The 13,046-nt window shown below is 70.5% G+C and carries 8 protein-coding genes; 4 read left to right on the top strand and 4 right to left on the bottom strand.

The features are described from left to right. Positions 1-115: 115 nt before the first annotated feature. Complete coding sequence (locus ACZ6YV_RS26910) at positions 116-1,246, bottom strand: S8 family serine peptidase (protein ID WP_465512244.1); 1,131 nt, start codon at positions 1,244-1,246, stop codon at positions 116-118. A 149-nt stretch (positions 1,247-1,395) separates the two neighbouring features. Between ACZ6YV_RS26910 and ACZ6YV_RS26905 the strand changes: the two genes are divergently transcribed. Next, positions 1,396-4,689: a right-handed parallel beta-helix repeat-containing protein gene (locus ACZ6YV_RS26905; RefSeq protein ID WP_465512243.1), complete on the top strand. Its 3,294-nt coding sequence runs from the start codon at positions 1,396-1,398 to the stop codon at positions 4,687-4,689. A 71-nt stretch (positions 4,690-4,760) separates the two neighbouring features. After that, positions 4,761-7,160, top strand: coding sequence for an ATP-binding protein (locus ACZ6YV_RS26900; protein ID WP_465512242.1), 2,400 nt, complete (start codon positions 4,761-4,763; stop codon positions 7,158-7,160). On the opposite strand, the gene ACZ6YV_RS26895 is transcribed toward ACZ6YV_RS26900, so the two are convergent. Together ACZ6YV_RS26895 and ACZ6YV_RS26890 are read right to left on the bottom strand one after the other, a co-directional pair. After that, positions 7,161-7,733 (bottom strand): sigma-70 family RNA polymerase sigma factor, encoded by a 573-nt coding sequence (locus ACZ6YV_RS26895; protein WP_378240948.1) that lies wholly within the window; start codon positions 7,731-7,733, stop codon positions 7,161-7,163. It abuts the gene before it with no gap. 14 nt (positions 7,734-7,747) lie between these two features. Further along, positions 7,748-7,876, bottom strand: a complete 129-nt coding sequence (locus ACZ6YV_RS26890; protein WP_465512241.1) for a hypothetical protein — start codon at positions 7,874-7,876, stop codon at positions 7,748-7,750. Between the two features lie 27 nt (positions 7,877-7,903). Between ACZ6YV_RS26890 and ACZ6YV_RS26885 the strand changes: the two genes are divergently transcribed. Further along, the gene (locus tag ACZ6YV_RS26885) at positions 7,904-10,585 is read left to right on the top strand and encodes an AAA family ATPase (protein ID WP_465512240.1); all 2,682 of its coding nucleotides are present in this window, start codon (positions 7,904-7,906) and stop codon (positions 10,583-10,585) included. Here ACZ6YV_RS26885 and ACZ6YV_RS26880 read toward each other — a convergent pair. Then, a complete protein-coding gene (locus tag ACZ6YV_RS26880) occupies positions 10,582-11,175 on the bottom strand; it encodes a hypothetical protein (protein WP_465512239.1) in 594 nt (197 codons plus the stop codon). The two genes, ACZ6YV_RS26885 and ACZ6YV_RS26880, sit on opposite strands and share 4 nt — an antisense overlap. Positions 11,176-11,428: 253 nt before the next feature. Here ACZ6YV_RS26880 and ACZ6YV_RS26875 point away from each other — a divergent pair, with 253 nt between their 5' ends. Then, positions 11,429-12,508, top strand: coding sequence for a sugar ABC transporter substrate-binding protein (locus ACZ6YV_RS26875; protein WP_465512238.1), 1,080 nt, complete (start codon positions 11,429-11,431; stop codon positions 12,506-12,508). The last annotated feature ends 538 nt before the right edge of the window (positions 12,509-13,046 follow it).

Genomic DNA, 13,046 nt, shown 5'->3' with positions numbered 1-13,046 from the left:
CTTGGCCCCGCGCCAATGGAGGGGGCCCTCCCGGACCCCCGGCCCCCCGGGGGGGGGGGGCGTGGGGTTGGGGGGGGGCGTGTGGGCAAAGTGTCGTTCTAACCCCACTTGCCACTCACGACCCCGAAGACCCGGCCCGCCACCGCCGACGCCGTCCCCGCGGCACCACGACAGCCGCCGCGCCCAGCAAGGCCACCGCCACCACGACACCCACGACCACCGTCCAAGCCGCCTGCCGCGCGGGCCCCAGGTCCGGACCGGGCGTCAGCACCACCGGGTCACGGCGCGCGGCCGCCGCGGCGCCGACGCCGGAAGCGACCGAGGTCAGCGCCGCGAGCGGGTCGAGAACGGTGACCCCGGCCTGCGGGTACGCGGTGTCCCGCAGCCGCCGGGCGAGGTCGGCAGCCGTCGCTTCGGGCCGGTAAGACCGGATCAGCGCGGCCGCGGCAGCCACGTGCGCGGCGGCGAACGCGGGGCCCGCGCCGACGGCGGCACCGCCGCCCGGGCCCTTGCCCACCACCAGATTTCCCGGTGCGGCAAGGGATCCGGGGGCCGCCTTGGCTTCCGGTTTCCCGTCCGGGCCGATGGCGGACACGGCGAGCACGCCGGGGAACGCCGCCGGGTAGTACGGGCCCGGCGGGGTGTCGCGGGCCGTGGTCATGTCCCGGCCCGCCGCCGCGACGATCAGCGCGCCCGCCGCGACGGCCCTGTCGACAGCCTCCTTCAACGCCGGGTCCGCGTCGGCGACGGCCACGGCGACGCAGATGATCCGCGCGCCTGCCGCGACCGCGCCGTCGAGGGCGCCCGCGATGCTCGCAGCGGTCGCCGCGCCGGTCTTGTCCGTGCCGCGCACCGCGAGCACCCGCGCGCCGGGAGCGAGCCCGGAAACCCGCTCACCGTCCGCCAGCGGCGCCGCGATCAGGCTCGCGACGACCGTGCCGTGCCCGACGCAGTCCGTCCCGGCGTCGCCGACGGGTTGGACCGGCAGGATCGACTTGTCGACCCCGGTGTCCACCACCGCGACGGTGACGCCGTCACCTTTCGACAACGCCCAAAGCCGGTCCACGCCGAGATAGGGCAGCTGCCACGGCACCGAGGGAACCTTCTTGCCCGACGGGGAAGTGCACGCCTGCCCGGCTTTCAACGTCTGCGGGATCTGCGGGAGCTCGGTGTCCTGCGCGGCCGCGAGACCGCCGTTCGCCAGCAAGGTGAGCGTCGCGCACGCCACGGCCAGGGGTCGCCTCATCGTCCCAGTCCAGCACGCGCCGCGCGGCGCGCCCAGGAAGAACCACCGGCAGGATCGCCGGGCCGGTGAACCCAATCGGACCTCCACCGCGTTGTCCATGGTGGAGCCGAGGGCAGGTTCCGTTCCGGAGAACGACGAGGGGAGCGCTCGTGTCACGGCACGTGCTCACGGTGGACCGCGATCAGGGGTATCGCACCATTTCGGCCGCGTTGCAGGACGCGCGCAACGGCACGGTGATCTCCGTGCTTCCCGGCCGCTACGACGAATCCCTGGTGGTCACCAAGGTCGTCACCATCGCGGCGAGCGACGCGCGCGGGACCGTGGAGGTCGTGGCACGTCAGGGCAGCGCGGTCCAGCTCGCCGCCGAAGCCGTCAAGCTCACCGGTCTGGTGCTGCGGGGGCAGAACGAGGAACTCCCCGCGGTCGACATCGCGCGCGGGCAGGCCGCGGTGGAGGACTGCGAGATCATCGGTGCCGCCTGGACGGCGGTGCTGGCCCGCAACTCGGGCTCGCTGGCGATGCGGGGCTGCCGGGTGACCAACCCAGGCGGCGCGGGGATCGTGGTCACCTCGCCCGCCCCCAGCACGATCGAGGACTGCGTCGTCGAACACGTGCAGACCTCCGCGATCGTGATCGCCGAACGCGGGAACCCGATGGTGCGCGACTGCACCTTGCGCCACGCCAAGGGAAACGGCGTCTGCGCGAACGGACAGGCGCAGGGCACCATCCAGCATTGCGACATCTCTTCGACCGACCGGCCCGGGATCGCGCTCGAAGAGGACAGCGCGACGAAGGTCATCGACACCACCGTCCGTGACACCGCGAGCGGCGTCTTCATCAGCACGCACTCCTCCCCCGTGCTCGAAGAGTGCCGGACCACCAACACCACCGGCGACGGGATCACCGTGGCCGACGGCGCCGATCCGGTGCTGCGCCGCTGCCGGACGGCCAAGACCGGCGGCGTGGGGGTCCGGGTCACCGGACGGTCCCGCGGCACTTTCGAGGACTGCGAAGTCTCCGACGCGACGGGCGCGGGCATCCACGTCGACGAGGCGAGTGGCCCGACGTTCAGCCGGACGACCGTTCGCGGCGGCGCGGCGGAAGGGCTGGTGGTCACCGACGGCGCGACGGCCGAGTTCGACAGGCTGGAGATCCGGGACGTGACCGGCCACGGTGTCGTGGTGCGCGCGGCCGCCAATCCGCTGCTGCGCCGGGCGACGCTCACCGCCTGCCGGGGCAACGGCATCGAGGTCACCGGCAACGGCCGCGGCCGGGTCGAAGACTGCGAAGTGCGCGACGCCGGAAAGGCAGGCCTCAGCGTCTCCGAAGGCGGAAGTCCTTACGTCAGCACGCTTCGGGTGCATCAAGCGAAACAGTCCGCCGTCCTCATCGGCCCCGGCGGCGTCGGTTCCCTGCGGGACTGCGAGATCGGCGAGGCCGGGGAAGACGGCGTGCTGGTGCGGGACGGCGGGGAGCTGATGCTGTCGCGGTCTTCCGTGCGGCGCTCCCGCGGTCACGGCGTGCTGGTGGAAGCGGGCGCGCGGGCGAAGCTGACCGCCGACGACGTCAGCGGGAACCGCCGGGACGGTGTCCGGATCGAGTCGGCCGAGACGGTGAGCGTGGTGGACTGCACGGTTTCCGACAACACCGGCGGCGGTCTCCGGACGACAGTGCCCAACGCGCGACTGTCGGTGGAGAACCTGACCAGCAAGGCCAACGGCGCCCCGGACAACGACGGCACGACGGCCGCCGCCGAGGTCTCCGCGGTCACCGAACCCGGTGAAGCGCCCCAGGGCTCCGAAGGCGAGAGCGGACCGCTGGCCAAGCTGGAGGAACTCGTCGGCCTCGGCGGCGTCAAGCATCAGGTGAAGACGCTGGTGAACCTCAACAAGATGGCGCGGCGGCGGGAACAGGCGGGGCTGGTCGCGCCGCCGACCAGCAGGCACCTGATCTTCGCCGGCCCGCCCGGCACCGGCAAGACGACCGTCGCCCGGCTCTACGGCAGCATCCTCGCCGAACTCGGGGTGCTGCGCGAAGGTCATCTGGTCGAGGTCGCCAGGGCCGATCTGGTCGCCCAGATCGTCGGCGGAACCGCGATCAAGACCACCGAGACGTTCAACAAAGCCCTCGGCGGCGTGCTGTTCATCGACGAGGCGTACACCCTGAGCGCGCAGAGCAAGGGCAGCGGACCGGACTTCGGCCGCGAGGCCATCGACACGCTGGTCAAGCTGATGGAAGATCACCGTGACGAACTCGTGGTGGTCGCCGCCGGCTACTCGCAGGAGATGTCCTCGTTCCTGCAGTCCAACCCCGGGCTGGCGTCCCGGTTCACCCGCACCATCGAATTCGAGAACTACAGCACCGACGAGCTGGTGACCATCGTCGAGAAGATGTGCACCGCCCACCAGTACCAGGTGCCCGAGGACACCAGGAACGCACTGTCCGTCCACTTCGGACAGATGGACCGCGGCGACGACTTCGGCAACGGCCGCACCGCGCGCAAGGTGTTCGAGGAAATGGTGGACAGGCAGGCTTTCCGGCTCGCGAGCGATCCGGACGCCGACGACCAGAGCCTGTCGCTCCTGCTCGCCCCCGACGTCCCCGGCGACGCGGGCAAGGCCGTGCAGAGCGGCGACGACGGCGAACTGACGCTGCTGCGGACGAAACTGGACTCGATGATCGGTCTCACCGGGGTGAAGGACGCGATCAACGATCTGGTGAACCTGATCTCCACCGCGCGGCAGCGGCGGCAGGCCGGGCTGCCGGTCCCCGCGATCAACAACCACCTCGTCTTCGCCGGCGCGCCCGGTACCGGCAAGACCACGGTGGCGCGGCTCTACGGCGAACTGCTCGCCGCGCTGGGCGTGCTGCGCAAGGGCCATCTGGTCGAGGTCGCGCGCGCCGACCTCGTCGGCCGCTACGTCGGGCACACCGCGCATCTGACCAGGGAGGCGTTCGAGTCCGCCCGCGGTGGCGTGCTGTTCATCGACGAGGCCTACGCGCTGACCCCGGAAGGCGCCACGGGTGGCGACTTCGGCCAGGAAGCCGTCGACACCCTGGTGAAACTGATGGAGGACCACCGCGACGACACCGTGGTGATCGTCGCCGGCTACTCCGCGGCGATGCGGTCTTTCCTCGCCTCGAACGCCGGTCTCGCCTCGCGGTTCTCCCGGCACATCGAGTTCGAGAACTACTCCACCGACGACCTGGTCACCATCGTGCACCGGATGGCCTCGTCGAACGGCTACGAATGCGCCCCGGAGACGGTCACCGCGCTCCGCGGGCATTTCGCGGGCGTGGAACGCGACGAGACCTTCGGCAACGCCCGCTACGCGCGGCAGGTCCTGGAGACCATGATGACCCGGCAGGCCGGACGGCTCAGCACGACCGGCGCCCCCACCATCGCGGATCTGCGACTGCTGTCACCGGCCGACCTTCCCTGAGCTCAACCTCGCGATGCCGTGGCAGGATTGACCTGCCCGGCATGGCCGTCGTTGAGAGGAGTCCACGCAGCGTGGACAAGACCGCGTTCGGAGACTTCCTTCGTTTCTACCGGCTGCGTGTCCCGCTGACGCAGGAGGAGCTGGCCGAGCGGACCGGGATCAGCGTGCGCAGCATCAGCGACATGGAGCGCGGGCGGGTCCGCACTCCGCAGCGGCGCACCGCGGAACTGCTGGTCGAGGGGCTGGGCCTGGCGGGCAAGGAGGCAAGCGACTTCGCCCGTTCCGGACGACGGGGTGCGGTCGTGCCGGACGAAGCCGTTCCCGCCGAGGCGCCCCGTCCCGTCGTCGTCGCCGCCCTGCCGCCCCATCTCACCGAACTGACCGGCCGGACGGCCGAACGACGGCTGCTGGACGAGGTCGCGGAGGCCGCCGCCTCGTCGTCCCGGCTCCAGGTCGCGGTGCTGCACGGGCTTCCGGGGGCAGGCAAGACCGCGCTGGCCGTGGACGCCGGGCACCGGCACGCCCACCGCTTCGACCAGGGCTGCCTGTTCCTCGACCTGCGCGGGATGGATCCCGAACCGCTCACGCCGGACAGGGCCGTGCACCGCCTGCTGCGCGGGCTGGGGCTCGACGAACGCCAGTTCCCCAACGATCCCGAAGACCGGCTCGCCCTCTACCGGTCCCTGGTCCACGACCGCGAGATCCTGCTGATCCTCGACAACGCCGCCAACGAGGCCCAGGTGCGCCCGCTGCTCGCCACCAGCCCCGGCTCGATGGTCCTGGTGACCAGCCGGAGCACGCTGGCGGGGCTGAACGTGAAGCACCGCCTCGCCCTCGACGTCCTGTCCGGCGACGAGGCTGCGGACCTGCTCGGCGTGGTCGCCGGAGAGCGGCGGGTGAAGGCGGAACCGGCCGCGGCGCGGCGGGTGGCGGAACTCTGCGGCGGGGTGCCGCTCGCCCTGCTCATCGCGGGCAACCGGCTCGCCAGTCGTCCACAGTGGACGATCGCGCACCTGGCCGACCAGCTGGAGAACGAGCGGCGGCGGTTGTCCGTGCTTTCCGCCGGCGACCTGCAGATCCGCACGGCCTTCGCGTTGTCCTACCACCATCTGGCGCCCGAAACCGCCCGGGTGTTCCGGCGCCTCGCGCTCGTGGACGGTCCGGACGTCTCCGTCGAGCTCGCCGCGGTCGCCTCCGGAAGGCCCGTGGACGAGGCCGAAGCGGCGTTGGAGAAACTGGCCGAAGCCAGCCTGCTCGGCTTCAGCGGCACACCGGGCCGGTACACGATGCTCGATCTGCTGCGGGTGTTCGCCAAGGAAAGGCTCGAAACCACCGAAAACGCCGAGGACGTCCGGGAGGCGGCCGAGCGCGTCCGGAACTGGCTGCTCGCGGTGGCCACGAAGGCGGCCCAGTTCTTCGATCACGACAGGACCGAGGTGACCGTCACGATCGACGGGCCCGATCCGGTGCACGACAGGGAATCCTCGGCCCGGTGGCTGACGGAGGAGCAGCACCAGTGGCGTGGGGCGCTACGGTCGGCGGCAGCCCTCGGCGCGCACGGGCAGGTGCTCGAACTGGCACAGGCCATGCACTGGTACTCGGATCTGCGGGGCACCGGCCCGCTGTGGCGCGAGGTGTTCGGCGCGGGCGCGGCGGCGGCCGAGGCCCTGGGCGACGTCCGGTCCGCGGGTGAGCAGCTGAATTACGTGGCGTGGGCGCACTACGCGCTCTGTGGGAATCCGCAGGCCGCGTTCGAAGCGCATGAACGCGCGGTGGCCGCGGCGACCGCGGCGGGCGATCTGACGGTGCAGGCCTGGGCCTGGTACTACGGGGCCGCCATCACCCGGCGGCTCGGTTCCCCGCGGGAGGCCGCGCTGGTGTGCAGGCGATCCGTGGACCTGTTCGAGAGCGCGGGGTATCCGAACGGCCGTCATCTGGCGCTGTCCCTGCTGGGCAGCATGCTGCACACCCTCGGCGAATTCGACGAAGCCGTCGCCGTGCAACGGCGAAGCGAGGCCTACTACCGGGGTTCGGCCACCGCACCGGGTAACGACGAACTGCTGTCGATGGTGCTGACCCGGCTCGCCGACAGTCTCGCGGCGGCCGGCGACGTCGCGTCCGCGCTGGACCTGGTGGCCGAGGCCGAGTCGCTGTTCCGCAGGCATGGCGCGACCTTCGCGGTGGCGAAGGCGCAGCATCTGCACGGCCGGATCTTGTTCAGCGCGAACCGGCTGGACGAGGCCGAAGAGCAGCTGCTGTCCGCCTTGGCCGAAGCGCGCTGGTCCGAGGCCAAGATCGAGATCCTGGTCCAGCTGGCGAAACTGACCGAAGCCGCCGGGAAACCCGCCGAGGCCAAGGCGCACCGGGTGCACGCCCTCGCCGAATGCGCCCGGTACGAAACGCCGTTCGCCAGGAAGACAGGGCACGAACTGGCCGCCGAACTCGGTGTCGCGGTGCCCGAAACGGCCTGATCACCAGCCCGCGGCGGTGACCCCGCTGCAGGCCAGCACCTCGGTCATGGCGATCGTCGCGTGATGTACCCGCGACTTGACCGTGCCCACCGGGACGCCGATGCTCACGGCGGCCCGCTGACGGGTGCGGTCGAGCCGGTAGACCTCGTCGAGTGCTTCGCGCTGGATCGGCGTCAGCTGGGCCAGCCCGTCCTCGACGACGCACCGGTCGAGGACCTCGTCGGCGAAGTCGGTGTCACCCGGCAGCAGGTCGAAGTCGTCGTCCCCGAACACGACCGGGCGGGCCTTGTCGCGGCGCGCCCAGTCGACGATGAGGTTGCGGGCGACCCGGAACAGCCACGGCCGCGGCGGGATGCGCTTCTCGATCAGCGCCTCGCTGTTGCGCCAGGCCCGGAACAGGCACTCCTGCACGACGTCCTCGGCCCGGTGCGGGTCGGTGGGGAGCAGGCCGCGGGTGAAGCGCAGCAAATGGTCCCGGTGTTCGGCGTGCAGCGCCGCGAGGAACGCGTTCCCCTCGGCCGACGGCGCCCTGTCCGCCAGCGAAGTCACCTGAGTACCGCGGTGGCCTGCCACGCCGACCTCCCTGCCTAGTTGGCGTCCTTGGCCTCATTCCACCGGTCGGAGTAGCCCGCGACCATGAGGAAGGACCGGCAGAACCAGGCAGGGGCGGGTTCTTCCGGTTCGTCTGCCGCCCCTGTCGCGTCGGCGACAGTCACCTACCTCGCCTCGCTAGGGTTCAGACCATGCCCACGACGTCCTCCCGTCCGCTCGTCGGCAGGCGAGACGAAATCGAGCGCCTCCTCGCCCTGGTCCGCGCGGCGGGCCGCGGCGAAGGCGGCGTGCTCGTGCTCCGCGGCGAGCCGGGCATCGGCAAGAGCTCGCTGCTGGACCACGTCGCACACGCGGCGCCGGAGAGTTTCCAGCTCATCCGCGCGTCCGGGTCGGAATTCGAGGGTGAGCTGCCGTTCGCGGCACTGCACCAGTTGTGCGTTCCGGCGCTGTCGCACCTCGACACGCTGTCGGCGCCCTACCGGGACTCACTCCTCGTCGCTTTCGGGCTGGCCGACGGAGCGCCGGACCCCTTCCGCGTCGGCCTCGCCGCGCTCGAACTGCTGGCGACGGCCGCGGCGGAACGTCCGCTGCTGTGCGTGGTCGACGACGCGCACTGGCTGGACACCGCCTCGGCGAGGGCGTTGACGTTCCTGGCGAGGCGGATCGCGGCCGAGCCGATCGCGATGGTGTTCGCCGCCCGCGACCAGGACCCGATCCGCGGGCTGGACGAGCTGCCCGGGCTGACGGTCGGTGGCCTGAGCGACGCGCACTCGCGCGCCCTGCTGGCCGAGGAGAAGACCGTGACGCTGGACGAACGGGTGCGTGATCGCCTGCTCGCCGAGGCACGCGGGAACCCGCTGGCCCTGATCGAACTGCCGAAAGCAGGCGGCTTCGCGCTGCCGGCGCCGTCGCCGATCGCGAGCCGGATCGAACGGAGTTTCCGGGCCAGGATGGCGGAACTGCCCCGGGATGCCCGGCGGCTGCTGATCCTCGCGAGCGCCGATCCCACCGGCGACCCCGGTCTGCTGTGGGCGGCCGCACGGCGGCTGGACCTCGACGTGCCCGCCGCGAGCACCGCCGCCGAGGCGTCCGGGCTGATCCTGTTCGGCACGCGTGCGAGCTTCTGCCATCCGCTGGCGCGCTCGGCCGCGTACCGCGCGGCCGAGCCGGAACAGCGCCACGCGGCGCATCGGGCGCTGGCCGAGGCCACCGATCCGGGCTCCGCCGGGGACAGGCGGGCCTGGCACCGGGCTCAAGCCACCACCGGGCCGGACGAACAGGTCGCGGCGGAGCTGGAACTGTCGGCGTCCCGCGCGCAGGCCCGTGGTGGCGTCGCGGCCGCCGCCGCTTTCCTCGAACGCGCGGCGGCGCTGTCCCTCGACCCCGGCAAGCAGGTCGAACGCACGCTCGCGGCCGCGCGGACGACACTCGAAGCGGGCGGAACGGACGCGGCGGCGGACCTGCTGGCCAGCATCGACACCGAGAAACTGGCCGTTGCCCAGCACGCCTCCGTCGACCTGCTGCGCGGGCGGATCGCCTTCGTCCAAGGCGCGGACGGGGCCGTCCGGGGGCCGGAACTCATCCTGGGGGCCGCGCGGCGCCTCGCCGACGTCGATCCGGAACGGTCGCGCGAGTGCTTCGTCGCGGCGCTGGAGATGGGACTCGTCGTCGGCAGGGCGGCGGGCGTGCTGGACAGGGTTCTCGACGCCGCCAGTTCGGCTCCTGCGGCGTCACGGACGCCGGATCTCCTCGACGCGCTGGTGCGGTTGACCACCGAGGGGCACCACGCCGGGGTGCCGTCGCTTCGCCGCGTGCTCACCGGCGACGACGCGGGCTGGACCCGGACACCGGCCCTGGCCACCGTGCTCGCGGGCGAACTGTGGGACATCGACCTGCACGCGACGATCGTCGGCTGGCTGGTGCGGACCGGACGGGACACCGGAGCCCCGATGACCATCCGGCTCGGCCTTTCGCAGGTGGCGATGCACGCTGTGCTCACCGGGCACTTCGGGCGGGCGATGGCCGCGATCGCCGAAGAGGAAGCGATCGCCGACGCCCTCGGCGATCCGCCGCAGCTCTACTCGAGAGTGCACCTGGCGGCGATGCGCGGCCGCCGTCAGGAAGTGCTCGAACTGTCCGCCGAGGCGACGGACCGGGGCAACGGTCAGCTGACCGCGAACATCCACTGGGCGACGGCCGTGCTGTACAACGGCCTCGCCGAGTACCCGGCCGCGCTGGACGCGGCGACGCGGGCCGTGGCGAGCGGTGACCTGTTCCTCACCGGCGTCGCGCTGCCCGAACTGGTGGAAGCCGCGATCCGGTGTGGCGAGCACGCCGTCGCCCTGTCTGCGTTGAAATCCCTGGCCGAGCGCACGGAATCCGCCGGAACCGGCTTCGCGCTCGGTGTGCTGGCGGGCGCGCGGGCGATGGTCAGCGACGCGGAAGAAGACCACCTGGAGGCGCTCCGGCACCTGACGAGCGGCCCGCTCGCGGTGCACCTCGCGCGAGCGCACCTGCGGTACGGGGAATGGCTACGCCGGGCAGGCCGCCGCCGCGACGCCCGCGAACACCTGCGCGCCGCGCACGAACAGCTGTCGAAGATCGGCCTGGAAGCGTTCACCCGCCGGGCCGCCGACGAACTGCGCGCGACCGGAGAGGTGGCGCGCAGCCGCTCCGAACACTCCTACGACCACCTGACCATGCAGGAGACGCACATCGCGCGCCAAGTCGCGTCGGGCGCGACGTCGAAGGAGGTGGCCACGCGCCTGTTCGTCAGCCCCCGCACGGTGGACGCCCACCTCCGCAACATCTTCCGCAAACTCGGCATCACCTCACGGCGTCAGCTCAGGGACATGCCCGATCTCAGCGCTTAAAGTCGGGCGCCGAGGATTCTCGCCAGCTCGCCGTATCCAGGGATGTTGGCGCTGATCGGCTCGCCCGCCAGCGTCAGATACGCGATCCGGACTTCGCCCCGGCTCCGTTTGACTGTCGTCACCAGCGTGTCGAGATCCGTGTTCCGGCACCACATCGCCACGTCCCCGGCGTCCGGCAAGGGCTGCGCCTGACCCTCGCCCAGGCACTGATCCTCGGCGACGCCGAGCAAAGCCTCCGGCGCCGTGTTCCCGGGCGCGGCGGTCACCATGAGACTGCCGATGTAGGAACCGTCATCGGCGCGGCTGAAGTCACACGCGTAGTTGACACTCTTCTGCCCGCGCATGACTTCCTGTTCCGCCGATCGATAGGCGGCTTTCGCTCGCAGCGCCTTTTGAAGCTCTTCGACACCAAGGAAAGCGCAGGCCGCCGAGACGACCTCAGGCGACATCGCCGGAGCCCAAGTCGAAGAAGGGGCCGCCTCCGGGCTCGGGGACGCCACGGGGACCACGGTCCCTTCGCCTGCCGCGCAGGAACAGCAGGCGGCCATCACCGCCAATGAAAGCGCCACGGCCCGAACGAACTTGTTCATGACAGAACATCCCCCAAAACATCAGATTTTTCGAACAGGACACTACCCGGCCCGATCCCGAGCCCCGGAATTACCCGATCACTCATTGTCGGAACATTTCCGACTTGTCACTCATCCGGTTTTCGGGTCCCGGCGTCCCCTCCTGCATTGGTTCGAGCGGGCTATGGCACCAGACTGTCGATCGGCCCCATAATCGCTGCCCGTGGGGGCACGCCGGCTCCTCGTGGTCCCGTCCGCCCAGGAGGTCGTCACCGTGAAACTGCTGGACCGCGATCGCACTCCGGTGCGGTTCACCGTCCTGACCTCCGTCACCGGCGGATTGGTACTCGCCGGGATCCTCGCGGCGATCCGCAGCGACGTGCTGATCGCGAAACTGCCCGCGTGGACCGTTCTGGCAGTGGGCTCACTGGCGACGATCCCCTTTCTGCTGCGTCGAGCACCGTGGAACAAGCGGCCACGTCAGGCGTTCTTGGTGACCTCGGCTTTCAGTCAGAAATACTGGGTCGCCGGCTTCGTGCAGCGTATGCATGTCGTGCTGGACCGCAGCGGCATCGACCTGGTACTGAAGGTGCCCGACCGGGATTACGACGCCGCGGCGCAAGCACACCACCTCCGCAGAATCCTGGCCGCGCGCCACAATTACCTCGGCGGGATCATCGTCGCGACCGAAGTGCACCGACTGCGACCGGATCTGGCCGAATTCTGCGCCGCATTGGGCTTGCCGGTGGTTTTCACCGACATCGAACCTTTCGACGACGAAAACGACTACCCCGCCAACACCACCTTCGTCGGATATCTCAGCTCCGATCTCGGACAGCTCGCGGGCCGCTGGCTGGTAGCCCATTTCCGACGGCACGGAACACAGCGGCCACACGTGCTGATCGTGGCAAGCCGGCAGCATCCAGCCCGCCAGAACCATTGCACGACCGTTCTGCGAACGGAATTGACCGACGTTTCGATCACCATCGACGACAGCTGCGCCTTCAACCGCCCCCGCGCTTACGACGCCGTGCAATCCCACATTCGCGTGCTGGCCGCGAACGCGGAATGCCTGGACGCCATTTTCTGTACCAATGACGAGATGGCCTTGGGGGCTGTCGACGCGCTTCGGGCGACGACCTCACCGGTCACGAGGGACACCGTGATCATCGGCGTGGACGGGACCACCGAGGCACGCGCCCTGATCGACACCGGCGCGAGCCCGCTTCGGGCCACCGTGGTCCAGGATTCCCATCAAATCGCCGAAAGCGTCGTCTACGCGCTGGAGTCCTTGTGCGAACGAGGCGCGACCAGACGCAACGTCCTCTACCCGGAGATCCACGAGGTCAAGTGAGCGCGCCTTTTCGCCGGTGATTCTCCCGGTCTCGTGAGTGGCTAGGACGGTTCTCTTGAGGGATAAGGCGAACGTGTCGTGTTCGCGGACCAGCGACCACCCGACACCTTTGCCTTACCTCTCAATAACGGACCGGCATTTGCTTACCCATTGGTGTCCCCAGCGATCGAGCGTGGAGGATTCGGGACGTTCAACGTCCCGAATCCTCCGTTGATCAAGGGTGACCTCGCGACGGTGAAGGAATTAGGACACTCAACGTCCCAATTCCTTCACCGTCGATCCGGGCGCCCACTGGGATCACTCTCGTCCAGGTCAGCGGCAGGCAGGCAAAGACCGGTCCGCCCCAACGACACCCCCTCCTCGCGCCAGTCGCAAGGAAGAAGACCTTCACGGACGAGCCACCTCCAGACAGCGCCCCTCACCGTGGTCGTGAGTGGTAAGTGCGCGCAAAAGACAACTTACAAAAACCGACCCCCCCCCCCACCCCGCAACCCCCCCCCCGGACCCCCCAGGGACCCCAACCGCCCCCAGAACCATA

The sequence above is a fragment of the Amycolatopsis sp. NPDC102522 genome (genome assembly GCF_055584485.1).
This window is presented reverse-complemented; position numbering and strand designations above follow the sequence as displayed.

What these genes read in the sequence shown, in the direction of transcription:
- ACZ6YV_RS26910 (WP_465512244.1), bottom strand. Translation starts at nt 1,246, where the DNA reads ATGAGGCGACCCCTGGCCGTGGCGTGCGCGACGCTCACCTTGCTGGCG.
- ACZ6YV_RS26885 (WP_465512240.1), top strand. Translation starts at nt 7,904, where the DNA reads ATGCCCACGACGTCCTCCCGTCCGCTCGTCGGCAGGCGAGACGAAATC.
- ACZ6YV_RS26880 (WP_465512239.1), bottom strand. Translation starts at nt 11,175, where the DNA reads ATGAACAAGTTCGTTCGGGCCGTGGCGCTTTCATTGGCGGTGATGGCC.